The following is a 24273-nucleotide window of genomic DNA, read 5'->3' on the forward strand; positions in this document are numbered from 1 at the left end:
CGCCTGGCCGGACCGGAGGCGCCGCCCTCCGGTCCGCGGATTCCGTACCGTCCGGCCCGCGGAATCCGTAGCACCACCCCTGCCCGAGGGGCCCCCGCAAGGGGCCTTTCGGGCTTTTCGGGATGACTTTTCCGGACCTAAGCCGCATTCTCGCTGTGACGCATATCCCTGTTCGGAATCCGCGCGGCGGTGAGACACTATGCACGACGCCACATATGTAGCCGGTTACCCGGCGGTTTCGAACCCGTGACCACCGGGAATGAGGCAGAAGCGTCGTTGGGCAATGAGGCCCTTCCGAGACGGACCGGTACGGTTCCGTCCCCCGCGGAGCAGTCACGGTGCAGTCACTGCCGCCGCATCCAGAGGAAACAGGTGAACGCGCACCACCGCTCCGTGTCGGAGGTGTCCGCATGCTGGAACGAGCTATCCGCTAGGCGAGAAGCACGCCATCATGTAACCTGCACGAAATTTCGCGGAGGGCCAACGTCGTCCCTCGGCATCTGCATATGCCACGACGACGACGGGAGAGCCGATGCGTTCCGACGCCTGGTCGCCCATGGACGGTCGCCCCGCCCCCCAGGGCATGTACGACCCCCGTAACGAGCACGACGCCTGCGGCGTCGGGTTCGTGGCCACCCTCACCGGTGTGGCCAGCCACGCGCTGGTCGAGCAGGCGCTGACCGTACTGCGCAATCTCGAACACCGGGGCGCCACCGGCTCCGAGCCGGACTCCGGCGACGGCGCCGGCATCCTGCTCCAGATCCCGGACGCCTTCTTCCGCGAGGTCACCGGCTTCGAGCTGCCCGCGGCCGGCGCGTACGCGGTGGGCACCGCCTTCCTCCCGGTCGACGGCGCCGACGAGACCGCCGCCGCCGTCGAGGCCATCGCCGCCGACGAGGGCCTCACCGTCCTCGGCTGGCGCGAGGTCCCCGTCGCCCCCGCCCTGCTCGGCGCCACCGCCCGCGCCACCATGCCGGCCTTCCGCCAGCTCTTCGTCACCGACGGCTCGTCCACCGGCATCGCCCTGGACCGCAAGGCCTTCGTGCTGCGCAAGCGCGCCGAGCGCGAGGCCGGGGCGTACTTCCCGTCGCTCTCCGCCCGCACCCTCGTCTACAAGGGCATGCTGACCACCGGCCAGCTGGAGCCCTTCTTCCCGGACCTGTCGGACCGGCGCCTGGCCTCCGCCATCGCCCTCGTCCACTCCCGGTTCTCCACCAACACCTTCCCGAGCTGGCCGCTCGCCCACCCGTACCGCTTCGTCGCCCACAACGGCGAGATCAACACGGTCAAGGGCAACCGCAACTGGATGACGGCCCGCGAGGCCCAGCTCGCCGGCGACGTCTTCGGCGAGAGCAAGGCCGGCAAGGGCCTGGACCGGATCTTCCCGATCTGCACGCCGGACGCCTCCGACACCGCCTCCTTCGACGAGGTCCTGGAGCTGCTCCACCTCGGCGGCCGCTCGCTGCCCCACTCGGTCCTGATGATGGTCCCCGAGGCGTGGGAGAACCACGACTCCATGGACCCGGCCCGGCACGCCTTCTACCAGTACCACTCCACGATGATGGAGCCCTGGGACGGCCCGGCCTGCGTCACCTTCACCGACGGCGTCCAGGTCGGCGCGGTCCTCGACCGCAACGGTCTGCGCCCCGGCCGCTACTGGGTCACCGACGAGGGCCTCGTCGTCCTCTCCTCCGAGGTCGGCGTCCTCGACATCGACCCCGCCAAGGTCGTCCGCAAGGGCCGCCTCCAGCCCGGCCGGATGTTCCTCGTCGACACCGCCGAGCACCGCATCATCGAGGACGACGAGATCAAGGCCGGCCTCGCCGCCGAGCAGCCCTACGCCGAGTGGCTGGAGACCGGGGAGATCGAGCTCTCCGACCTCCCCGAGCGCGAGCACATCGTGCACACCCACGCCTCGGTCACCCGCCGCCAGCAGACCTTCGGCTACACCGAGGAAGAGCTCCGCGTCCTCCTCGCCCCGATGGCCCGCTCCGGCCTGGAGCCGATCGGCTCCATGGGCACCGACTCGCCGATCGCGGCCCTCTCCGAGCGCCCCCGGCTGCTCTTCGACTACTTCACCCAGCTGTTCGCGCAGGTCACCAACCCGCCGCTGGACGCCATCCGTGAAGAGCTCGTGACGAGCCTCCGCTCCTCCCTCGGTCCCCAGGGCAACCTGCTCGACCCGACCGCGGCCTCCTGCCGCTCGGTCACCCTGCCCTTCCCGGTGATCGACAACGACGAGCTGGCCAAGCTCATCCACATCAACCACGACGGCGACATGCCGGGCATGAAGGCCGCCACGCTCTCCGGCCTCTACCGGGTCTCCGGCGGCGGCGAGGCCCTCGCCGCCCGCATCGACGCCATCTGCGCCGAGGCCGACGCGGCGATCGAGGGCGGCGCCCGCCTGATCGTCCTCTCCGACCGGCACTCCGACGCCGAGCACGCGCCGATCCCCTCGCTGCTGCTCACCGCCGCCGTCCACCACCACCTCATCCGCACCAAGCAGCGCACCATGGTGGGCCTGCTCGTCGAGGCCGGTGACGTCCGCGAGGTCCACCACGTCGCCCTGCTCATCGGCTACGGCGCCGCGGCGGTCAACCCGTACCTCGCCATGGAGTCCGTCGAGGACCTGCTCCGCGCCGGCACCTTCCTGTCGGACATCGAGCCCGAGAAGGCCATCCGCAACCTGATCTACGCCCTCGGCAAGGGCGTCCTCAAGGTCATGTCGAAGATGGGCATCTCCACGGTCGCCTCCTACCGGGGCGCCCAGGTCTTCGAGGCCGTCGGCCTCGACGAGGAGTTCGTCGGCCGGTACTTCAACGGCACCGCCACCAAGATCGGCGGCGCTGGCCTGGACGTCGTCGCCCAGGAGGTCGCCGCCCGCCACGCCAAGGCGTACCCGGCCACCGGCATCGCCTCCGCGCACCGCGCGCTGGAGATCGGCGGCGAGTACCAGTGGCGCCGCGAGGGCGAGCCGCACCTGTTCGACCCGGAGACCGTCTTCCGCCTCCAGCACGCCACGCGGAACAAGCGGTACGACATCTTCAAGAAGTACACGGACCGGGTGAACGAGCAGTCCGAGCGCCTGATGACGCTCCGCGGCCTGTTCGGCTTCGCCACCGAGGGCCGTGCCCCGATCTCGATCGACGAGGTCGAGCCGGTCTCCGAGATCGTCAAGCGCTTCTCCACCGGCGCCATGTCGTACGGCTCCATCTCCCAGGAGGCGCACGAGACCCTCGCCATCGCCATGAACCGGCTCGGCGGCAAGTCGAACACCGGTGAGGGCGGCGAGGACCCGGAGCGCCTGTACGACCCGGCGCGCCGCTCCTCGATCAAGCAGGTCGCCTCCGGCCGCTTCGGCGTCACCTCCGAGTACCTGGTCAACGCCGACGACATCCAGATCAAGATGGCCCAGGGCGCCAAGCCCGGCGAGGGCGGCCAGCTGCCCGGCCACAAGGTCTACCCGTGGGTCGCCAAGACGCGTCACTCGACGCCCGGCGTCGGCCTCATCTCGCCTCCGCCGCACCACGACATCTACTCCATCGAGGATCTGGCCCAGCTGATCCACGACCTCAAGAACGCCAACCCGGCGGCCCGCATCCACGTGAAGCTGGTCTCCGAGGTCGGCGTCGGCACGGTCGCGGCCGGCGTGTCCAAGGCCCACGCGGACGTCGTCCTCATCTCCGGCCACGACGGCGGCACCGGCGCCTCCCCGCTGACCTCGCTGAAGCACGCGGGCGGCCCCTGGGAGCTCGGCCTCGCCGAGACCCAGCAGACGCTGCTGCTCAACGGCCTGCGCGACCGGATCGTCGTGCAGACCGACGGCCAGCTGAAGACCGGCCGCGACGTCGTCATCGCCGCGCTGCTCGGCGCCGAGGAGTTCGGCTTCGCCACCGCGCCGCTCGTCGTCTCCGGCTGCGTCATGATGCGCGTCTGCCACCTCGACACCTGCCCGGTCGGCATCGCCACCCAGAACCCGGTCCTGCGCGACCGCTTCTCCGGCAAGGCCGAGTACGTCGTCAACTTCTTCGAGTTCATCGCGCAGGAGGTCCGCGAGCTCCTCGCCGAGCTGGGCTTCCGCACGATCGAGGAGGCCGTCGGCCACGCCGAGCTGCTCGACACCAGCCGCGCCGTCACCCACTGGAAGGCGCAGGGCCTGGACCTGGAGCCGCTCTTCTACGTGCCGGAGCTGCCCGAGGGCGCGGTCCGCCACGCCCTGGTCGAGCAGGACCACGGCCTGGAGAAGGCGCTCGACAAGGAGCTGATCCAGCTCGCCGCCGAGGCGCTGAACGCCGCCTCCGCCGAGCAGGCCCAGCCGGTCCGCGCCCAGGTCGCGATCCGCAACATCAACCGCACGGTCGGCACCATGCTCGGCCACGAGGTGACGAAGAAGTTCGGCGGCGCCGGCCTCCCGGCCGACACCATCGACCTCACCTTCACCGGCTCCGCCGGCCAGTCCTTCGGCGCCTTCCTGCCGTCCGGTGTCACCCTCCGCCTGGAGGGCGACGCCAACGACTTCGTCGGCAAGGGCCTCTCCGGCGGCCGTGTGATCGTCCGCCCCGACCGGGGCGCCGACCACCTGGCCGAGTACTCCACCATCGCGGGCAACACCATCGCGTACGGTGCCACCGGCGGCGAGCTCTTCCTGCGCGGCCGCACGGGCGAGCGCTTCTGCGTCCGCAACTCCGGCGCCCTGGTCGTCTCCGAGGGCGTGGGCGACCACGGCTGCGAGTACATGACCGGCGGTACGGCGGTCGTCCTCGGCGAGACCGGCCGCAACTTCGCGGCGGGCATGTCCGGTGGCGTCGCCTACGTCATCGACCTCGACCGGTCCAACGTCAACTCCGGCAACCTCGGCGCCGTCGAGGCCCCGTCGGACGCCGACAAGGCGTGGCTGCACGACGTCGTGCGCCGCCACCAGGAGGAGACCGGCTCCACCGTGGCCGAGAAGCTCCTGGCCGACTGGGACGCGGCGGTGAGCCGCTTCAGCAAGATCATCCCGACCACGTACAAGGCAGTGCTCGCCGCCAAGGACGCCGCTGAGCTCGCCGGTCTCTCCGAGCAGGAGACCACCGAGAAGATGATGGAGGCGGCGACCCATGGCTGACCCGAAGGGCTTCCTCACCACCGGCCGCGAGGTCGCCGAGACCCGCCCCGTCGCGGAGCGCGTCCGCGACTGGAACGAGGTCTACGTCCCCGGCTCCCTGCTGCCGATCATCAGCAAGCAGGCCGGCCGCTGCATGGACTGCGGCATCCCGTTCTGCCACAACGGCTGCCCGCTCGGGAACCTGATCCCCGAGTGGAACGACTACGCCTACCGCGAGGACTGGGCGGCGGCGTCCGAGCGCCTCCACGCCACCAACAACTTCCCGGAGTTCACCGGCCGCCTGTGCCCGGCTCCGTGCGAGTCGGCGTGCGTGCTCGGCATCAACCAGCCGGCCGTCACCATCAAGAACGTCGAAGTCTCCATCATCGACAAGGCGTGGGACGCCAACGACGTCACGCCGCAGGTGCCCGAGCGCCTCTCCGGCAAGACCGTCGCCGTCATCGGCTCCGGCCCGGCCGGTCTCGCCGCCGCCCAGCAGCTGACCCGGGCCGGCCACACCGTGGTCGTGTACGAGCGCGCCGACCGCATCGGCGGCCTGCTGCGCTACGGCATCCCCGAGTTCAAGATGGAGAAGCGGCACATCAACCGCCGCATCGAGCAGATGCGCGCGGAGGGCACCAAGTTCCGCACCGGTGTCGAGGTCGGCCGCGACATCACCGCCACCGACCTGCGCAAGCGGTTCGACGCGGTCGTGGTCGCCGCCGGCGCCACCACCGCCCGCGACCTGCCGGTCCCGGGCCGCGAGCTGGCCGGCATCCACCAGGCGATGGAGTACCTGCCGCTCGCCAACAAGGTCGTCGAGGGCGACTTCGTGGCCTCGCCGATCACCGCCGAGGGCAAGCACGTCGTCGTCATCGGCGGCGGCGACACCGGCGCCGACTGCGTCGGCACCGCCCACCGCCAGGGCGCGGCCTCCGTCACCCAGCTGGAGATCATGCCGAAGCCGGGCGAGGAGCGGAACGCCGGCCAGCCCTGGCCGACCTTCCCCATGCTGTACAAGGTCACCTCGGCGCACGAGGAGGGCGGCGAGCGGGTCTACTCCGTCTCCACCACCCACTTCGAGGGCGACGAGGACGGCAACGTCCAGTTCCTCCACCTCATCGAGGTCGAGTTCGTCGACGGCAAGCTGGCCCAGAAGCCCGGCACCGAGCGGAAGATCCCCGCCCAGCTGGTCACCCTCGCCATGGGCTTCACCGGCACCGACGTCGCCAACGGCCTGGTCTCCCAGTTCGGCGTGGAGCTCGACGAGCGGGGCAACATCGCCCGCGACGCGGACTTCGCCACCAACGTCGACGGCGTGTACGTCGCCGGCGACGCCGGCCGCGGCCAGTCGCTGATCGTGTGGGCCATCGCGGAGGGCCGCTCGGCCGCCCGCGGCGTGGACCGCCACCTCACCGGCGCCAGCTCCCTGCCGGCCCCGATCCGCCCGACGGACCGGTCCCTGCTGGTCTGACCGGCCCCACCGAACGTCCCGTACAACGGCGTACGGAACCGAACGGCGCCCGCCCCGTCCCCGACCAAGGACTCAGGGGCGGGCGTCGTGGTGTGCCGCCCCGGACCGGAAGCGCGGGATGACCCGCTCGCCCCACTGCCGGATGGTCTCCAGGCAGACCTCCTGCGGCACCGTGCCCATCTGGATCAGGCACATCACCTCGTCGACGCCGATCTCCCGGAGCCGTTCCACATGGGCGATCGCCGTCTCCGCGTCGCCGTAGGCGTGGTCGGTGTCGTACGTGCCGGTGTACACCGGCCGGGCCGGGACGTCCGCCTCGTGCAGCCGGGCCACCAGCTTCTCCCGCTGCTCGGCGAGCGCCCCGGCGTGGTCCTCCTCCTCCGCGTACCCGGTGGGCGCGGGCCCGCCCGCGTACCAGTGGGCGATCGACTCGGCGAAGAAGCGCTGGCCCCGGGTACCGAGCCGCAGCGCGCGGGCCGCGTCGTCCAGGACGACCGTCGGACAGAGCGCCGAGAAGTGGTCGTTGACCTCGGTGGAGACGAAGAGGGAGCCGTCGCGGGCGGCGCGGGCCGCGTCGTACACCTCCCGCATCGCCCGCACGTCCTCGGCGCCGGCGAAGCCGAGGACCAGCGCCCCGATGCCGAGTTCGGCCGCCCGCCGGACCGAGTCGTGCCGCGAGCAGGCCATGAAGAGCGGCGGGTGCGGGGTCTGCACCGGCCGCGGCAGGACCGCTCCGGGGCCGATGTCCAGGCTGCCGTGCCACTCGAACTCCTCCTCCCGCCAGGCCGCCGCCAGGATCCGCAGCGCCTCCTCCGTCTGCGGCCGGGTGTCCTCGGGGCGCACCCCGAACATCCGCATCTCCTGGCCGGTCGCGCCCCGCCCGGCGCCGATGTCGACCCGGCCGCCGGAGAGCACGTCGAGCATCGCGGTCCGCTCGGCGACCCGCACGGGATGCTGGTAGCCGAACGGCAGGGTGACCACGCCGTGGCCGACGCGGATCCGCTCGGTGCGGGCCGCCACCCAGGTCAGGAAGACCTCGGAGGCGCTCATGTGCGCGTACCCGGTGAGGGAGTGGTGCTCGACCGCCCAGATCCGGTCGAAGCCGGACTCCTCGGCGAGGACGGCCTGTTCGACGCAGTCGCGGAGCACGCGGTGCTCGCGGGCGGGGGTCGGGTCGACGAGCTGTGCTTCGAAGATCATGGAGAACTCCACGGGCGCTCCTCCCGTCGGGGCGGCGGCGCGGCACCCACGCCGCACTATGCCTAAGAGGCATACTTCTAGCAGGGGAGCCCAGGAGGGGGAAGGGCCGTACACTGCCGTGCGTGGAGGACGACGCGCACGTGCCGGCCCTGCCCGCGACCGGCTGGGCGGTCCTCGGACTGCTCTCCTTCGAACGGGAGTTGTCCGGCTACGACCTCAAGAAATGGGCCGACCGCTCGCTCGGGCTCTTCTACTGGAGCCCGTCCTTCAGCCAGATCTACAGCGAGCTGCGCCGCCTGGAGAAGGCCGGCTACGCCACCTCCCGCCTGGTCGCCCCCGACTCCGGCAGCCGCGACAAGCGGATCTACCGCATCACCCCGGAGGGCCTCGCCGCCGTCCGCGCCTGGGCCGGAACCGCCCCGGTCGACCCGCCCGTCCTCAAGCACGGGCCGCTGCTGCGGCTCTGGCTCGGCCACCTCCTCGAACCCGCCCGCGTCCGCGAGGTCCTGACCGGCCACCGCGAGCACGCCGAGACCATGCGCGGGCGCGCGGAGGCCGACGCGGAGCGGGCCGCGACCGACGAGGCCTGGGCCTATCCGCTGCTCAGCCTCCGGTGGGCGGAGCGGTACTACGCAGCCGAACGCGACCTGGCCGACGGCCTGCTCGCGGACCTGGACGAGAGGGAGGGGGACCGCTGATGGCGCTCAGCCTGCGGAAGGTCGAGGAGGAGGCGCCCGCCCTGGTCAGCCTGTACAAGGCGGCCGGGGAGTCGCTGCGGCGGCACGGGGTCGACGGGCAGCGGGTCGCCGTCTACCTGGTGGTCGACTACTCCGGCTCGATGAGGCCGTACTACCGGGACGGCAGCGTCCAGGCGCTCGCCGACCGGGTCCTCGGGCTCTCCGCGCAGCTCGACGACGACGGGCGGGTGCCGGTCGTCTTCTTCTCCACCGACGTCGACGCCGAGACCGAGATCCGCCTCGACGACCACCAGGGCCGGGTGGACCGGATCGTCGCCGGCCTCGGCCACATGGGCAAGACGAGCTACCACCTCGCCATGGACGCCGTCATCGACCACTACCTCGACAGCGGGGCCACCGTGCCCGCGCTGGTCGTCTTCCAGACCGACGGCGGGCCCATCAACCGGCTCGCCGCCGAACGGTACGTCTGCAAGGCGGCCCGGCTGCCGATCTTCTGGCAGTTCGTCGGCTTCGGCGACCCCGGCAGCAAGCAGTTCGACTTCCTGCGCCGGCTCGACGAACTCGCCGTCCCCGAGCGCCGGTGCGTCGACAACGCCGGCTTCTTCCACGCCGGGAGGGAGCCCGGCCGGGTCCCGGACACGGAGCTGTACGACCGGCTGGTCGGCGAGTTCCCCCGCTGGCTCACCGCCGCCCGCGCCCAGGGCATCGTCCGGTCATGACGCCGGCGCGGCCGACAGACGGGCGAACTGACCGTCCGTGAGCCGTACGTCCCACGCGCCCAGGTTCTCCCTCAGATGGCGCTCGGAGGACGTGCCCGGGATCGGCAGGACGTGCGGCGCCCGGTGCAGCAGCCAGGCCAGCGCGGTCTGCGAGGGGGTGGCCCCGAGCTCGCGGGCCACCTCCGCGACCGGGCCGCCCGGACCCGCGTGCCCGCCCATCGCGATCGGGAAGAAGGGCACGAAGGCGATGCCGCGCCCCGCGGTGTGCTCCAGGACCGCCTCGTGGTCGCGGGCCGCCAGGTTGTACAGGTTCTGCACCGCCGCGACCGGCGCCTCCGCCTCGGCCTCCGTCAGCTGGGCCACCGTCACCTCGGAGAGCCCGATGTGCCGGACCTTCCCCTCCTCCTGGAGCCGCCGCAGGGCCCCGAGCTGCTCCGCCACCGGCACGTTCTCGTCCAGCCGGTGCAGGTAGAGCAGGTCGATCCGCTCGGTACGGAGCCGGCGCAGGCTCAGCTCGGCCTGCTGGCGCAGATAGGCGGGGTGGCCGAGCGGCACCCACTCGGTGGGGGAGGGCCGCACCACGCCCACCTTGGTGGCGACGGCGACCTCGTCCCCGTACGGGGCGAGCGCCTCGGCGAGCAGCTCCTCGCCGGCGCCCAGGGCGTACGCGTCCGCCGTGTCGAAGAGCGTCACCCCGGCGTCGGCGGCCGTCCGCAGCAACCGGACCGCCGCCGCCCGGTCGGCGGGCGCCGTCCAGATCCGGGCCTCGGGGCCGGTGGGGTCCCCGGGGCCGTCGGCGAGCCGCATGGTGCCGTAGCCGATGCGGCGGACGGGGAGGTCGCCGCCGAGGAGGAAGGAGTCGGAGAGGATGGAGGCGTTCGCGTCGTTCGTGTGCGTCGTCATGGGGGAGACGCTAGGAGCTCACATGGATGTGAGCTTCAAGCTCCGGCCGTGCGATGTGAGGGGGGTCACATGAGAATCGGTGAGCTGTCGCGGGAGACCGGCGTCGCCGTCCGGCTGCTGCGCTACTACGAGGAGCAGGGCCTGCTCGTCCCTGACCGCACCCCGGGCGGTCAGCGCCGCTACGGCCCCGACGCCCCGGCCGTCGTCCGCCGCATCCGCGCCCTCCTCGGCGCCGGCCTCCCCACCCGGGTCATCGCCGAGGTCCTGGAGTGCGTCTGCGGCAGCGAGGCGGAGATCGAGCCCTGCCTCGGCCCCCTCCTGATCGCCCGCCTCGACGCGATCGACGCCCGGATCCACGACCTCCAGGGCGCCCGCTCCTCGCTGGCGGCCCTGGTCGCCGCCACCGAGGGCAAGGTCCCGGCGGACGCCGCCGGGTGACGGGCCGTCGGAATTCCCTGGCCGCCGCCCGGGGTGCCGGGGGAACATGACGCCATGAGTTCTCTCGTACGCCACGTGACCATCGACTGCGCCGACGCCCACACCCTCGCCACGTTCTGGGCGGAGGTGCTCGACGGCAGGCTCGCCGACGACGACAACCCCGGGGACCCCGAGGCCTCGGTCGAATCGGCGGGTGCCTCCCTGCTCTTCATCCGGGTCCCGGAGGGGAAGACGGTGAAGAACCGGGTCCACCTGGACCTCCAGCCGCAGGACCGGAGCCGGGACGAGGAGGTCGAGCGGTTGCTCGCGCTCGGGGCGAAGCTGGTCGGCGACCACCGCAATCCGGACGGGACGGGCTGGGCGACGATGACCGACCCGGAGGGCAACGAGTTCTGCGTGGAGCGCAGCAAGGCGGAGCGGGCCGGCGCCTGACCGCTGCCGAACGCCCGGAGCAATCCGGACAGTGGGTGTCGGGTATCCGGTGTTTCCTTGGATCATGAGCGACACCGGAACCCTCACCTGGGCGGACTTCGAAGCCGCCGAACCCGCCTTCGCCGCGACCGTGCGCGAGCGCTTCGGGCAGTACACCCACCACGCCCTCGCGACCCTCAGGAAGGACGGCTCGCCGCGGCTCAGCGGCATCGAGGCCGACTTCCGGGGCGGCGAGCTGTGGCTCGGCATGATGCCGAACTCGCGCAAGGCGCTCGACCTGCGCCGCGACCCCCGGTTCTCGCTGCTCGCCAACCCCGGCTCCGGCACGGACATGGGCGGCGGGGACGTCCGGATCTCCGGGCGGGCCGTCGAGATCACCGACCCGGACGCGCTCGCGCGGTACGCCGCCGAGGCCGGGGCGCCGCTGCCCTTCCACCTCTTCCGGGTGGAGCCCGCCGAGGTGGTCAGGACCTGGGTGGCGGGCGAGGAGATCCACTTCGCCACCTGGCGCCCCGGCCGCGCGCTCCGCACCCTGTCGCGCGGCAACGACGACGCCCCGCCGCGCGAGGACGGCTGAGCCCTCCGGCCCGGACCTCCGGGCGCGGACCCCCGGGCGCGGACAGACACAATGGACGGGTGTCAGCGACCAAGAAGAAGAACCAGGTGAACGCACCGGCGCCCGAGCGGCGCCGGGAACTCCTCGACACCGCCGCCGAGGTGTTCGCCGCCCAGGGGTACAACGCCACCACCGTCCGCAAGATCGCGGACGCCGCCGGCATGCTCGCCGGCAGCCTCTACTACCACTTCGACTCCAAGGAGTCGATGCTCGACGAGATCCTCTCCACCTTCCTCGACGAGCTGTGGGAGGGGTACGACGCCGTCCTCGCCGCCGGTCTCGGTCCCCGGGAGACCATCGAGGCCCTCGTCACCGAGTCCTTCCGGGAGATCGACCGGCACCGCGCCGCCGTCGCCATCTACCAGAAGGAGTCCCGCCACCTCACGGACCTGCCCCGCTTCCACTACCTCGCGGACTCGCAGCGCAGGTTCGAGAAGGCGTGGCTCGGCACCCTGGAGCGGGGCGTGGCGGACGGGGTGTTCCGCGCCGACCTCGACATCCGGCTCACCTACCGCTTCGTCCGGGACACCGTCTGGGTCGCGGCCTCCTGGTACCGGCCGGGCGGCCGGCACAGCCCCGAGGAGATCGCCCGCCAGTACCTGTCGATGGTCCTCGACGGCATCGCGCTGGGCGGCTGACACCCCCTTCGTCCTCGTCGTACGCGGGTGGGCGCGGCCCCCGCACGGGCCGCGCCGCACCCCCGCGTCAGCCGACCAGCCGCTCCCGCAGGCCCGCGAGGGCGCGCGGGTCCAGGCCGAGGCCGGCCGTCACATAGCGGTACAGGCCGCCGTAGCCGGCGCGGACCTCGCCGAGAGCCGCGTCCAGGTACTCCTGGCGGACCTCCTGGAGGGGCACGATCAGCTCCGGGTTCTGCATGAGGCCGGCCTGCCTGAGCCCCTCGCGGACCCGGGCGTCGTGGGCGGCGCGGAGGGTGTTGGAGGCCAGGTAGTCCTCGGTGGCGTACCGTTCCGGCACGCCGACGAGGAGCAGCAGCAGCCAACTGGTCCAGCCGGTGCGGTCCTTGCCCGAGGTGCAGTGGTAGAGCGCAGGGCCCGAGCCGGGCGCGGCGAGCTCGCGCAGGGTCCGTCCGAAGGCCTCCCGGTTGGCCGGGTCGGTGACGAAGGTGCGGTACACGTCCGACATGAAGGCGGCCGCCCGCCCGCCGCCGAGCATCTGCTCCTGCAGCACCGGGTCGCGCGAGCCGATCGCGGCCATCAGCCGCCCGAAGAGGCCGTTGTCGGTGATGGGCCGGGAGACCGCGGCCACCCCGGCGGGGAGCCGGTCGGCGCCGTCGTGGCCGACCTCCGTCGGGATCCGGAAGTCGACGGCGCGGGCGAGCCCGAGTCCGGCGAGCGTGATCAGGTCGGCGTCGGTGAGCTTCCCGAGGTGGTCGCCCCGGTAGACGAGTCCGTGGCGGACCCGTTCGCCGTCGTAGGTGGGGTAGCCGCCCAGGTCGCGGACGTTCACCGCGCCCTGGAGCGGGATCAGGCGGATCGGGCTGCCGGTCCTGGGGCGGGCGGCGGCCGGAGGGGCGACCGCGGCCAGGACGGCGGCGGTGCCGGCGGTGCCGGCGGTGCTCAGCAGTGCGCGTCTCGACAGGGGCATGGCTGATTTCCCTTCCACCAAACATTAGTTAGGTGACATCGAGGGGGAAGGTAGCAGCCCGGTGGGGCGGACGGGGAGGGTCGTGCCGACTACTCGCTCCCGGAGAGCCCGCGGGGCGCGGCGCGCCGCCGCCCGGTGGCGCCGGCCGGGAGGCGCGGCACCGTGCGCGGACGGCGCGCGAGGCGCGCCCGGCCCCCGGGCGTCAGCGGCGGCGCGGGGCGGTCCATTCGAGCCGGGTCCTGACCCGGGCGTCGCGCACGAACTCCAGGGCGGCCAGCGCCGTCTCCCGGGGCGCGCCGTCCGGGTCGCCGTCCGCCAGGACCGCCGCGAGCGCGTCCACCGCCCGCGGGTCCTGCCGGATGGCGAGCCCGCGGGCCGCCTCCGCCGCCGTCTCCGGATCGGGGTCGGCGAGCCGCTCGGCCAGCGCCTCCCGTACGAGCGGGGTGTCGTCCGGCAGCTCGGCGAGGGCCAGCACCGCCCAGTCCCGCACCCGCGCGTCCCCGTCCCGGCTCAGCTCCAGCAGCACCCCGAACGCCTCCAGGTGCCCGGCCGGCACGAGCCCGGCGAGCGCGCCCGCCACCGTCCGTCGCACCTCCGGGTCCGGGTGATCCGCCGCGGCGAGCAGCTCCGGAACCGCCGCCGGGTCCCCGCACGCCCCGAGCGCGGTCACCACCGACAGCACCGGCTCCCGCGCCGGCTCTCCCGCCTCCGCCGTCACCCTCCGCAGCACCGGCACCGCGCTCGCCGCGAACCCCGGCAGGGTGCCCAGGACCCGCGCGCCGAGCGCCCGCCGCAGCGGATCGCGGTCGGCGCACCAGGCCGCCGCCGCCACGAAGGTCTCCTCGTCGGCCCGCCCGGCGAGCGCGTCCACCGCCGTCGTCCAGTCGTCGAGGTCCGGGTCGCCGCAGCGCAGCGCCCGCGCGGCCAGCTCCTCGTGCGGCACGCGCAGGCCCAGCGCCACCTCCAGGAGGGTCGCGACCGCCGCGTGCCCGGTCTGCCGCTCGTCACCGCGCCCGGGCCGCCCGTCCTCCCGCAGCAGCTCGACGACCACGGTCACCCCGCCGTCCTCCCGCACCCGCCGCACCACGGCCTCGTACGTCTCCCCGCCGCCGTTCCCGGCGACGAGTCCGCGCCGCAGCTCGGCCGCCACGTCCACCCCGATCCACCGCCGCGCCTCCCGCAGCGCGCCCTCGGCGCCCCGCGCCCCGCCGTCGAGCAGCGCCCGTACGCAGGCGGCGGAGCCCCGCCGGGCGGCGGCGGCCAGCGGCTCCAGGCCGTCGGGCCCGACCCGATCGGGCTCGGCCCCGGCCGCGAGCAGCGCCCGTACGACCTCCGCGTGCCCGAGCCGCACCGCCCAGGCCAGCGCGGTGAACCCGAACTCCTCCTCCTGGTCGACCGCGGCCCCCGCCGCGAGCAGTGCCCGCACGGTCTCCGCGTGCCCCCCGCAGGCCGCCCCGCACAGCGGAAGGTCCCCGCCGTCCACTCCGCCGGCCCGCCCCGGGTCGGCCCCGGCGGCGAGCAGCAGCCGTACGATCCCCGGTTCGTCGGCGACCGCCGCGCGGTAGAGGGCGGTCTCCCCGTCGTCGGTGGCCTCGGGGTCGGCCCCCGCGCGCAGGGCCCGGACGACCGCGTCCTCGTCCCCGCCCGTGATGGCGTCGAACAGCGTGCTCATGGCACGACCCTGACCCGCCGTCCGGTCCGGGCGCAAATCCGTTCCGGCCGGCTCAGCGCTTGCGCGCCTCGATGAGGAAGCGGGACGTCGTGGCCGTGAACGGCCCCTCGCGGCCGATCCGTTCGTGCAGTTCCCGCAGCCGGTCCCGGTACGCCTCCACGGTGAAGCCCGGCACCATCCAGATCACCTTCCGCAGGAACCAGACCACCGCCCCGACGTCCCGGAACTCGGTCCGCAGCGCCTCCGCCCGCAGGTCCACCACGTCCAGGCCGGCCGCCTCGGCATCCCGCCGCGCGTCCTCGGGGTGCCGGGCCCGGCGGACCTCCTCCGGCTGCGGACCGAGGAAGTACTCGACCAGCTCGAAGACGCTGGCGGGGCCCACCTGCTGCGAGAAGTAGGTGCCTCCGGGCCGCAGCACCCGGGCGATCTCGGCCCACCACACGGTCACCGGGTGGCGGCTGACGACCAGGTCGAAGGCGGCGTCGCCGAAGGGCAGCGGCGGCTCGTCCTCGTCGCGGACGACGACCGCGCCGAGCGGGTGCAGCAGCCGGGTCGCCGCGGCCCCCCCCGTGTGGGCATACGTCCCGCCAGGGCGGGACGGGTGGGCACACGGGACGGCGCGCTCAGCCGCGCCCAGGCTCCGGTGCCTGTACCCGCACCCTGTGTGCGGCGCGATACCGGTGCGGCTTCAGGCGCGGGTGCGGAGGCACCCGCAAAGGGTGCCGTTCCGTTGTGCCCACCCTCCCCCGAGGACTTCGTCCAGGGGGGACCCCCAGCCCCTGCGGAACGATTGCCCACCACGGAACGGCCGGAGGTGCCGCGAGGTCACCCGGCGCAGTCGTGGACCGTCTCGCACAGCCGGCAGCGGGCCCGTACGGTCCGTCCGGTCGGGATGCGCAGGCGCTGGTGGCAGACCGGGCAGGGGAAGGTGACGCCGGTCGCGGGGGCGCCGCCGGTGAAGGCGTACGGGGCGTCGGGGGCGGCGCGGCCGAGGCGGCGGTCGTGGGCGTAGCGGCGGCGGGCCGTCCAGCCGGCGGCGGCGAGCGGCGGCAGCCGCCGCTCCCGGCGCGCCTCCGCCCGGCCGCGCCGCCAGGCCTCGTACGCCGCCGCGCCGGTGAACCACGGCGAGGGGTCCTCGCCGAAGAGCTCGGCGCGCCGGGCGAGCACCCAGCCGAACTCCTCCGGGGTGAGGTAGCCGAGCTTCTGGCTCTCGACGCCGTCCTGCCGGAAGGCGTCGAGAAGCAGCCAGCCCGCGCCGAGGTAGGCGGTCACGACGTCGGTGAGGATCTCGTTCCGTTCCCCGTCGGGGAAGCCCAGGCCGAGGCGGTGCAGCAGGACGTGGGTGGTCTCGTGGGCGAGGGCGGCGCCGATGTCCCGGGGGCGGCCGCGGAAGCGTTCGTTGAGTTCGACGAAGTACTCGGGTCCCGCGGCGAGTTCGACGGTGGCGGCGTGCTCCATCGTCCGGAACGACACCACCAGCCGGGCCTCCGGAAGGCGCAGGTGGCGGACCAGGACCCCGGCGACGCGGGTGGCGCCGAGGAGCGGGTCCTCGCCGGGGTGGAGGGCCACGTCGGCGGCGGTCACGCTGGTCGGATAGCGGTGGACGCCGGTGGGTCCGAGGCGGCGGTAGAGGGCGGTGAGCGAGGCCCGTACGGCCTCCCGGTGGGGGAAGCCGTGCTCCACCCCATGGGTGTCCTCGCGGACCCGGTCGGCCCCGTGACGGTCCGTCATGCGCCCTCACCCCCGTCTCCCACTGTACGGTCCGGACACGGCTTCTGGCCGAAAAGGCTTCCTTGTGGCGGCAGTTGAAGCTGTCCATAATCCGGACATGGCTTGACGGGCGCATGTCAGTAAGCGGGGCGTGCGCGACCCACCGTCGTAGCCGCACCCCCCATGCACCACCCCCCACGAAAGAAGGCAGACCGTGCAGAAGAACAGGTTCGTCCGCACCCTGCAGAAACTCGCCGCCGCCGGCGCCGTCGCGCTCGCCGCGCTCAGCCTCCAGCCCGCCTCCACCGCCACCGCGGCCCCCGCGCCGGTCGTCGGCGGCACCCGCGCCGCCCAGGGAGAGTTCCCCTGGATGGTCCGGCTCTCCATGGGCTGCGGCGGTTCCCTGATCAGCCCGCAGATCGTCCTCACCGCCGCCCACTGCGTCAGCGGCTCCGGCAACAACACCTCCATCACCGCCACCGCCGGCGTCGTGGACCTCCAGTCGAGCAGCGCCATCAAGGTCAAGTCCACCAAGGTCCTCCAGGCCCCCGGCTACAACGGCAAGGGCAAGGACTGGGCGCTCATCAAGCTCGCCAGCCCCATCACCTCGCTGCCCACCCTGAAGATCGCCGAGACCACCGCGTACAACAGCGGCACCTTCACCGTGGCCGGCTGGGGCGCGGCCCGCGAGGGCGGCGCGCAGCAGCGCTACCTCCTCAAGGCCAACGTCCCCTTCGTCTCGGACGCCTCCTGCCAGGCCTCGTACGGCAGCGACCTGGTCCCGTCCGAGGAGATCTGCGCCGGTTACAGCCAGGGCGGGGTCGACACCTGCCAGGGCGACTCCGGCGGCCCGATGTTCCGCAAGGACAACGCCGGCGCCTGGATCCAGGTCGGCATCGTGAGCTGGGGCGAGGGCTGCGCGCGGGCCGGCTACCCCGGCGTCTACACGGAGGTCTCGACCTTCGCCGCCGCGATCAAGTCCGCGGCCGCCACGCTGTAACCCACCCCAGGACCGGGGCCCCGGGGCGGCACAGCGCCCCGGGGCCCCACCCCGTCCCCCCCCTCAGCTCAGCTCCACGCCCCCGGGCCCGTCGCCCTCCAGCTCCAGCACCCACACCTCGTTCGTCCCCTCCCGCAGCACGGGGCCCGGCGCGAACAGGCCCACCTGCGGGCCCGCCGACGGCCAGTAGCGGCCCAGGCAGAAGCCGTTCACCCAGACGAAGCCCCGGCCCGCGCCCGGCAGCCGCAGCTCCGCGTCCCCCGCGCCCGCCACCTCCACCGAGGCCCGGTACAGGCCCCGGCCCGCGGCCCCCGGGACGCCGGCGAACGGCACCCGGCCGCCGACCGCCTCCGCCGTGAACGCGTCCAGGCGCAGTCCCCGGGCCCGTACCCCGTGCACGTACTGCCGCTCGTGCAGCAGCCCGCCGGTGATCCCCTTCGGCTCGGCGAGCCGCGGCCCGTAGTTCACCCGGCCCAGGGACTCCACCCACACGTCCACCACGGCGGGCCCCGCCACCGGCTCGGGCAGCACCGCGTCCTCCTCCGTGAGCACCCCGGCGAAGACGCCGTCCACCCACACCTGCGCCCGGTCCCGCAGCCCCGTCACCGCGAGCGGATACGGCTGCCGGGGACCCGGCACGGAGAAGCGGTAGCGCACCACGCCCCGGTCCACGCCCAGCTCCTCGAAGGACGGGGGCGCCCCCGCCCCGGCCTCCTCGCCGCCCAGCGCCTCCAGGACCGCGTCCAGCGGCGCCCACTCCGCCACGACCGCCCGCACCGGCGCCGCGAGGCGCGCGGGCGGCTCCGGCGGCTCGGGCAGCGGGCCCGCCGCGTACCGCGCCAGCACCTCCCGGAAGCGGTGGAACTTCTCCGTGGGCCGGCCCCACTCGTCCACCGGGGCGTCGTAGTCGTACGAGGTCACCGTCGGCAGCAGCCGGCCGTCGTGCAGGTCGCCCGAGCGGTTCGCGCCCGCCCAGCCGCCGAAGTTCGAGCCCCCGTGCGCCATGTAGACGTTCACCGACGCCCCGCACTCCAGGACCTCCCGCAGCGCCCCCGCCGCGTCCGCCGCGTCCCGCGCCGCGTGCTCCGTGCCCCAGTGGTCGAACCAGCCGCACCAGAACTCCATGCACATCAGCGGCCCCGACGGCCGGTGCCGGCGCAGCGCCGCGAACCCCTCCTCCGCGCCCGAGCCGAAGTTCGCCGTCGCGAGCACCCCCGGCACCGAACCGCCCGTCAGCATGTGGTCCTCGGGCCCGTCCGAGGTGAAGAGCGGCACCGTCACCCCGCACTCCCGCAGCAGCCCCGCCAGCCACTCCAGATAGCGGGCGTCACTCCCGTAACTCCCGTACTCGTTCTCCACCTGGACCATGAGCACCGGCCCGCCCCGGTCCGCCTGCCGCGCCACCACCTGCGGCAGCAGCCGCCGGAACCACCGCTCCACCGGCGCCAGGAACTCCGGGTCCCGGGTCCGCACCCGCCGGCCGAGGGGCCCCGTCACCCAGTGCGGAAGCCCCCCGTTCTCCCACTCGGCGCAGATGTAGGGGCCCGGGCGCACGAGCGCCCGCATCCCCGCCGCCGCCACCGCGTCCAGGAAGCGGCCCAGCGCCTCCGGATCCGCCCACCGGCCCGGCTCCGGCTCGTGCAGGTTCCACGGCACGTACGTCTCCACGCACTCCAGGCCCATCGCCCGCAGCATCCGGAGCCGGTGCTCCCAGTGCCCCTCGTGCACTCGGAAGTAGTGCAGCGCCCCCGACAGCAGCCGCACCGGCCGTCCGTCGAGCAGAAAGTCCTCGTCACCCACGGCGAACGTGCTCATGGCCTCACCCTCGCCCCCTGGCGGCGGGCCGGTCCATGGACAAAGATCGTCGCAGTTTGGACGTTAGACAGCGCGCGGAGGGGCGGGCCGGCGGATGTACCACACCTGGATGCGCTACTTCACGCCCGGCCCCGTCCACCACCGCCTCGGCCTCGTCTGCCTCGGCGTCGGACTCCAGCACGGCCGCCTCCCCGTCGTCGGCCCCCGCACCCTCGACCACCACGTCGCCGTCCTCGTCTCCGCCGGCGGCGGCTGGTACCGCTCCGCCGACGGCCGCACCACCCCCGTAGCCGCCCCCGCCCTCCTCTGGCTCACCCCCGGCGTCCCCCACCACTACGGCGCCGACCCCGCCACCGGCTGGGACGAGTCCTTCGTCGACTTCACCGGACCCGCCGCCGCCACCTACACCGAACTCGGCTACATCGAACCCGAGCGGCCCGTCGTCCCCCTCGCCGACGCCGGCCCCGCCCGCGCCGCCATCGGCCGCATCGCCCGCGCCGCCCGCCCCGGCAACCCCCTCCTGGAGGTCGAGACCGCCGCCGCCGTCCACGAACTCCTCGTCGCCCTGCGCCGCGCCCGCGCCGACACCGACGCCGACGGCGACCCCGTCCTCACCGGCCTCGCCCGCGACGCCTTCCAGCCGCTCTCCGTCGCCGAACACGCCGCCCGGCACGGCATGACCGCCGCCGAGCTGCGCGCCGCCGTCCGCCGCGCCGCCGGCTGCAGCCCCAAGGACTACCTGCTCACCGTCCGCCTCGGCCGCGCCAAGGAACTCCTCGCCGCCACCGAACTGCCCGTCGCCTCCGTCGCCCGCCGCGTCGGCTACGACGACCCCGCCTACTTCTCCCGCCTCTTCACCCGAAGGGTCGGACTCGCCCCCGTCCGCTTCCGCGAGCAGCAGGGCCGCGCCGTCCACGGCGGCTGGAGCGACCGCGTACCGGATCCCGAACACCCGCCCACCCTCACCGGGCACTCCGGCTAGGCTCGCTGACCATGAGCGACACCAGGAACGACTCCCGCGCCATCGACCCCGCCGTCCGAGCCGAGCTGACCCGGCTGCGCGAGTCGATCGACAACATCGACGCCGCCGTCGTCCACATGCTCGCCGAACGCTTCAAGTGCACCCAGCAGGTCGGCGTCCTCAAGGCCGAGCACCAGCTGCCGCCCGCCGACCCGGCCCGCGAGGCCCGCCAGATCGCCCGGCTGCGGGAACTCGCCGAGAGCGCCAAACTGGACCCGGCCTTCGCGGAGAAACTCCTCAACTTCATCATCGCCGAGGTCATCCGCCACCACGAGACGATCGCGGACGGAGCACGCTGATGGCCCGCGTCACGGTCTTCACCCTCGGAGGGACCATCTCCGCGCGAGGCGGTGACGCGGCCCGGATGACCGGCCCCGAGGTCCTCGCGGCCCTCGGCGCCCCCGAGGACGTCGAGCTGCGCGACTTCCGCCGGCTCCCCTCCTCCTCCCTCGCCCCCGAAGACCTCGCCGCCCTCGCCGCCGAGGTGAACGAGACGGTCGCCGCCGGCTCCGGCGTCGTCGTCGTCCAGGGCACCGACACCCTGGAGGAGACCGCCTTCCTCCTCGACCTGCTCTGCCCCACCGAGCGGGCCCCGATCGCCGTCACCGGCGCCATGCGCCGCCCCGACCTGCCCGGCGCCGACGGCCCCGCCAACCTCGCCGCCGCCCTCGCCGTCGCCGCCGACCCGGCCTGCCGGGGTCTCGGCGTCCTCGTCGTCCTCGCCGACGAGATCCACGCCGCCCGGCACGCCCGCAAGACCCACACCACCTCGGTCGCCACCTTCGCCTCGCCCGGCGCCGGCCCCCTCGGCACCGTCGTCGAGGGCACCCCCCGGATCCTGCTCCGCCCCGCCGTGCCCACCGCGCCCTGCCGGCTCTCCTACGACCCCGCGGTCCGGATCGCCCTGCTCACCCTCGCCCTCGGCGACCGCGGCGAACTCCTCTCCGCCGTCGACGACCGCTTCCAGGGCCTCGTCGTCGCCGCCTTCGGAGCCGGCCACGCCCCCTCCTGGCTCGTCGAACCCCTCGCGGAGCTCGCCCGCCGCATCCCGGTCGTCCTCGCCTCCCGCACCGGAGCGGGCACCGGCCTCACCGAGACCTACCGCGGCCCCGGCTCCGAGCACGACCTCCTCCACCACGGCCTGATCCCGGCCGGCCCGCTCGACCCCGCCAAGGCCCGGCTGCTGCTCGCCGCCCTCGTCTCCAGCGGCGCCGCCGGCCCCGCCGGCTACGACCGGCCCCGGATCACCGCCGCCTTCGCCCACCTCGACGGCACCGGCCTCGCCTGACCCACCCGGAAGCCCACCCGAACCGGGACGGATCGTCGTCACCCCTGCCCGCCGACCGGACGATCGGGCAGCATAGGGCCCATGTCCGTACTGACGCGCGACGAAGCGCAGACCCGTGCCCAGCTGCTCGACGTCCACCACTACACGGTGGACCTCGACCTCACCGACGGCGACGAGACCTTCGGGTCCACCAGCCGCATCCGCTTCACCGCCCGCGCCGCCGGGTCCACCTTCGTCGAAGTCAAGCCGGACACCCTGCACTCCGCGACCCTCGACGGCAAGCCGCTCGACCCCGCCGCGCTGGTCGAGAACCGGCTCCCGCTCGACCTCGCCGAGGGCGAGCACGAACTGACCCTCACCGCCACCATGCGCTACTCGCACACCGGCGAGGGCATGCACCGCTTCCTCGACCCCACCGACGGCGAGTCCTACGTCTACACCCAGCACTTCATGGAGGACGTCCAGCGCGTCTTCGCCGCCTTCGACCAGCCCGACCTGAAGGCCGTCTTCGACATCGCCGTCACCGCCCCCGAGGGCTGGACCGTCCTCTCCAACGGCATCACCGAGCAGCAGGACGACGGCCGCTGGACCGCGGCCACCACCCCGCCGCTCTCCACCTACTTCGTCTGCGTCGCCGCCGGACCCTGGCACTCGGTCCGCACCGAGCACGCCGGACTGCCCTTCGGCATCCACTGCCGCCGTTCGCTGGCCCCCTACCTCGACGCCGACGCCGACGAGATCATCGCCGTCACCAAGGCCTGCTACGACCGCTTCCACGAGAAGTTCGACGAGCCCTACCCCTTCGACTCCTACGACCAGGCCTTCGTCCCCGAGTTCAACGCCGGCGCCATGGAGAACCCCGGCCTCGTCACCTTCCGCGACGAGTTCGTCTTCCGCTCCGCCGTCACCGCCACCGAGCGGATGACCCGCGCCATGGTCATCGCCCACGAGATGGCCCACATGTGGTTCGGCGACCTCGTCACCCTCCGCTGGTGGGACGACATCTGGCTGAACGAGTCCTTCGCCGAGTACATGGGCTACCAGACCGTCAACGAAGCCTGCTCCGACCTCTTCGCCGACACCTGGATCGACTTCGGCGTCGCCCGCAAGGCCTGGGGGTACGACGCCGACCAGCGCCCCTCCACCCACCCCGTCGCCCCCGACCCCGAGGCCGTCCCCGACACCGCCTCCGCCCTCCTCAACTTCGACGGCATCTCCTACGCCAAGGGCGCCTCCGCCCTCCGCCAGCTCGTCACCTGGCTCGGCGAGGCCGACTTCCTCGCCGGCATCAACATCCACTTCAAGCGCCACAAGTTCGGCAACGCCACCCTCGCCGACTTCATCGACAACCTCGCCGCCGCCACCGACCGTGACGTCCACGCCTGGGCCGAGCAGTGGCTGCGCACCACCGGCGTCGACACCCTCACCCCCCGGCTCACCGGCGAGGGCAGCCACTGGGAGCTCACCGTCGACCGCGCCGGCAGCCGCCCCCACCGCATCGAGGCCGGCCTGTACGACCGCCGCCCCGACGGCGAACTCGCGCTGCGCGAGCGCGTCGCCCTCGACGTCCCGCAGCAGGAGCCCGCCCGCCTCACCGGCCCCCGCCCCGCCCTCGTCGTCGTCAACGACGGCGACCTCAGCTACGCCAAGCTCCGCTTCGACGAGGTCTCCGAGGAGTCCGCCCTCCGCGGCCTCGCCCGTATCCCCGACCCGCTCACCCGCGCCGTCGTCTGGAACAGCCTCCGCGACATGGTCCGCGACGGCGAACTGGCCCCCGCCGACTACCTGGAGGCCGCCCTCGCCCACCTCACCGAGGAGACCGAACTCGGCGTCGTCCAGGGCGTCCTCGCCTTCGCCCGGCAGCAGGTCGCCGACCGGTACGTCTCCGGGGAGCAGCGCTCCGCCGCCCTCGCCACCCTCCGCGAGATCGCCCGCGCCCTGCTCCGCCGCACCGAGGACGGCGAGGACCCCGGACTGCGCCTCACCGCCGTCCGCGCCCTCATCGACAGCGCCACCACCCCCGACCAGATCGCCTCCTGGCTCGACGAGGGCACCGTCCACGGCGGCCCCGAGCTCGACCCGGAGCTGCGCTGGCGGATCCTCGCCCGGCTCGCCGTCCTCGGCGCCACCGACGAGGCCGCCATCGCCGCCGAGCTGGAGCGCGACCCCAGCGCCACCGGCCAGGAGGGCGCGGCCCGCTGCCGCGCCTCGCTGCCCGACCCGGCCGCCAAGGCGGCGGCCTGGGCCGCCATGTTCGACTCCGACGACCTGTCGAACTACCTCTTCACCGCCACCGCCCTCGGCTTCTGGCAGCCCGAACAGACCGACCTGGTCGGCGAGTACGTCGAGCGCTTCTACGACGCCGCCGCCGCGCTCGGCGACCGCCGGGGCCCCGCGATGGCCGAGGCCGCCGGCCGGTACGCCTTCCCCGCGTACGCGATCGACGCCGACTCCCTCGCCCTCGGCGAACGCCGGCTCGCCGACGACGCCATGATCCCGGCCCTGCGGCGCAAGCTCGTCGACCAGCTCGACGACCTCGCCCGCGCCCTGCGCGTCCGCCAGGGCTGATGCCGACGGGACGGCACCCCGCACCGGG

General features: G+C 73.8%; 19 protein-coding genes and 1 pseudogene. 13 read left to right on the top strand and 7 right to left on the bottom strand.

Features of this window, described 5'->3' with window-relative positions:
- The first annotated feature begins 532 nt into the window (after positions 1-532).
- Positions 533-5107, top strand: a complete 4575-nt coding sequence (gene gltB, locus AB0E19_RS06950; RefSeq protein WP_362174482.1) for a glutamate synthase large subunit — start codon at positions 533-535, stop codon at positions 5105-5107.
- Positions 5100-6560 (top strand): glutamate synthase subunit beta, encoded by a 1461-nt coding sequence (locus AB0E19_RS06955; protein WP_362174485.1) that lies wholly within the window; start codon positions 5100-5102, stop codon positions 6558-6560. Before gltB ends, AB0E19_RS06955 begins: the two co-directional genes overlap by 8 nt.
- A 72-nt stretch (positions 6561-6632) precedes the next feature.
- Here the strand turns inward: AB0E19_RS06955 and AB0E19_RS06960 are convergent, their stop codons facing one another.
- Positions 6633-7772: an LLM class flavin-dependent oxidoreductase gene (locus tag AB0E19_RS06960; RefSeq protein WP_362174488.1), complete on the bottom strand. Its 1140-nt coding sequence runs from the start codon at positions 7770-7772 to the stop codon at positions 6633-6635.
- Between the two features lie 110 nt (positions 7773-7882).
- On the opposite strand from AB0E19_RS06960, the gene AB0E19_RS06965 reads away from it, so the two are divergent.
- Both AB0E19_RS06965 and AB0E19_RS06970 read left to right on the top strand, forming a co-directional pair.
- A complete protein-coding gene (locus AB0E19_RS06965; protein WP_362174491.1) occupies positions 7883-8458 on the top strand; it encodes a PadR family transcriptional regulator in 576 nt (191 codons plus the stop codon).
- Positions 8455-9177, top strand: a complete 723-nt coding sequence (locus AB0E19_RS06970; RefSeq protein ID WP_362174908.1) for a VWA domain-containing protein — start codon at positions 8455-8457, stop codon at positions 9175-9177. Before AB0E19_RS06965 ends, AB0E19_RS06970 begins: the two co-directional genes overlap by 4 nt.
- On the opposite strand, the gene AB0E19_RS06975 is transcribed toward AB0E19_RS06970, so the two are convergent.
- Positions 9172-10080, bottom strand: coding sequence for an aldo/keto reductase (locus AB0E19_RS06975; protein ID WP_362174494.1), 909 nt, complete (start codon positions 10078-10080; stop codon positions 9172-9174). The genes AB0E19_RS06970 and AB0E19_RS06975 overlap by 6 nt on opposite strands.
- A gap of 69 nt (positions 10081-10149) precedes the next feature.
- Between AB0E19_RS06975 and AB0E19_RS06980 the strand changes: the two genes are divergently transcribed.
- The 4 genes from AB0E19_RS06980 to AB0E19_RS06995 all read left to right on the top strand — a co-directional run bounded on the left by AB0E19_RS06980 (position 10150) and on the right by AB0E19_RS06995 (position 12204).
- Positions 10150-10518 (top strand): MerR family transcriptional regulator, encoded by a 369-nt coding sequence (locus AB0E19_RS06980; RefSeq protein ID WP_362174497.1) that lies wholly within the window; start codon positions 10150-10152, stop codon positions 10516-10518.
- Between the two features lie 54 nt (positions 10519-10572).
- Positions 10573-10950, top strand: coding sequence for a VOC family protein (locus AB0E19_RS06985; protein ID WP_362174500.1), 378 nt, complete (start codon positions 10573-10575; stop codon positions 10948-10950).
- 64 nt (positions 10951-11014) lie between these two features.
- Entirely contained in the window at positions 11015-11527 is a 513-nt protein-coding gene (locus tag AB0E19_RS06990; protein WP_362174503.1) for a pyridoxamine 5'-phosphate oxidase family protein, read from the top strand.
- Positions 11528-11586: 59 nt separating this feature from the next.
- Positions 11587-12204: a TetR/AcrR family transcriptional regulator gene (locus AB0E19_RS06995; protein ID WP_362174507.1), complete on the top strand. Its 618-nt coding sequence runs from the start codon at positions 11587-11589 to the stop codon at positions 12202-12204.
- Between the two features lie 67 nt (positions 12205-12271).
- Here AB0E19_RS06995 and AB0E19_RS07000 read toward each other — a convergent pair whose 3' ends face one another.
- The 4 genes and pseudogenes from AB0E19_RS07000 to AB0E19_RS07015 form a co-directional block, all read right to left on the bottom strand.
- Positions 12272-13171 carry a tyrosine-protein phosphatase gene (locus AB0E19_RS07000; protein ID WP_362174510.1) on the bottom strand — a complete coding sequence of 300 codons (900 nt, stop codon included), beginning with the start codon at positions 13169-13171 and terminating at the stop codon, positions 12272-12274.
- Positions 13172-13373: 202 nt separating this feature from the next.
- Complete coding sequence (locus tag AB0E19_RS07005; protein ID WP_362174513.1) at positions 13374-14843, bottom strand: ankyrin repeat domain-containing protein; 1470 nt, start codon at positions 14841-14843, stop codon at positions 13374-13376.
- A gap of 52 nt (positions 14844-14895) precedes the next feature.
- A pseudogene (locus tag AB0E19_RS07010) lies at positions 14896-15399 on the bottom strand (methyltransferase domain-containing protein); the annotation flags it as partial.
- 269 nt (positions 15400-15668) lie between these two features.
- The gene (locus tag AB0E19_RS07015; protein WP_362174516.1) at positions 15669-16574 is read right to left on the bottom strand and encodes a hypothetical protein; all 906 of its coding nucleotides are present in this window, start codon (positions 16572-16574) and stop codon (positions 15669-15671) included.
- A gap of 193 nt (positions 16575-16767) precedes the next feature.
- On the opposite strand from AB0E19_RS07015, the gene AB0E19_RS07020 reads away from it, so the two are divergent.
- Complete coding sequence (locus AB0E19_RS07020; RefSeq protein ID WP_362174518.1) at positions 16768-17553, top strand: serine protease; 786 nt, start codon at positions 16768-16770, stop codon at positions 17551-17553.
- A 63-nt stretch (positions 17554-17616) separates the two neighbouring features.
- Here the strand turns inward: AB0E19_RS07020 and AB0E19_RS07025 are convergent, their stop codons facing one another.
- On the bottom strand, positions 17617-19368 hold the full coding sequence (locus tag AB0E19_RS07025) for a glycoside hydrolase family 35 protein (protein ID WP_362174521.1): 1752 nt from the start codon (positions 19366-19368) through the stop codon (positions 17617-17619).
- 94 nt (positions 19369-19462) lie between these two features.
- Here AB0E19_RS07025 and AB0E19_RS07030 point away from each other — a divergent pair, with 94 nt between their 5' ends.
- The 4 genes from AB0E19_RS07030 (at position 19463) to pepN (ending at position 24245) form a co-directional block, all read left to right on the top strand.
- A complete protein-coding gene (locus AB0E19_RS07030) occupies positions 19463-20350 on the top strand; it encodes an AraC family transcriptional regulator (RefSeq protein WP_362174524.1) in 888 nt (295 codons plus the stop codon).
- 11 nt (positions 20351-20361) lie between these two features.
- Positions 20362-20688, top strand: a complete 327-nt coding sequence (locus AB0E19_RS07035) for a chorismate mutase (protein WP_362174527.1) — start codon at positions 20362-20364, stop codon at positions 20686-20688.
- Complete coding sequence (locus AB0E19_RS07040) at positions 20688-21677, top strand: asparaginase domain-containing protein (protein WP_362174530.1); 990 nt, start codon at positions 20688-20690, stop codon at positions 21675-21677. Before AB0E19_RS07035 ends, AB0E19_RS07040 begins: the two co-directional genes overlap by 1 nt.
- Positions 21678-21758: 81 nt before the next feature.
- Entirely contained in the window at positions 21759-24245 is a 2487-nt protein-coding gene (gene pepN / locus AB0E19_RS07045) for an aminopeptidase N (RefSeq protein WP_362174534.1), read from the top strand.
- Positions 24246-24273: the final 28 nt, after the last annotated feature.

It is taken from the genome of Streptomyces sp. NPDC047974, assembly GCF_040653375.1.
Taxonomy (GTDB): Bacteria; Actinomycetota; Actinomycetes; order Streptomycetales; family Streptomycetaceae; genus Streptomyces.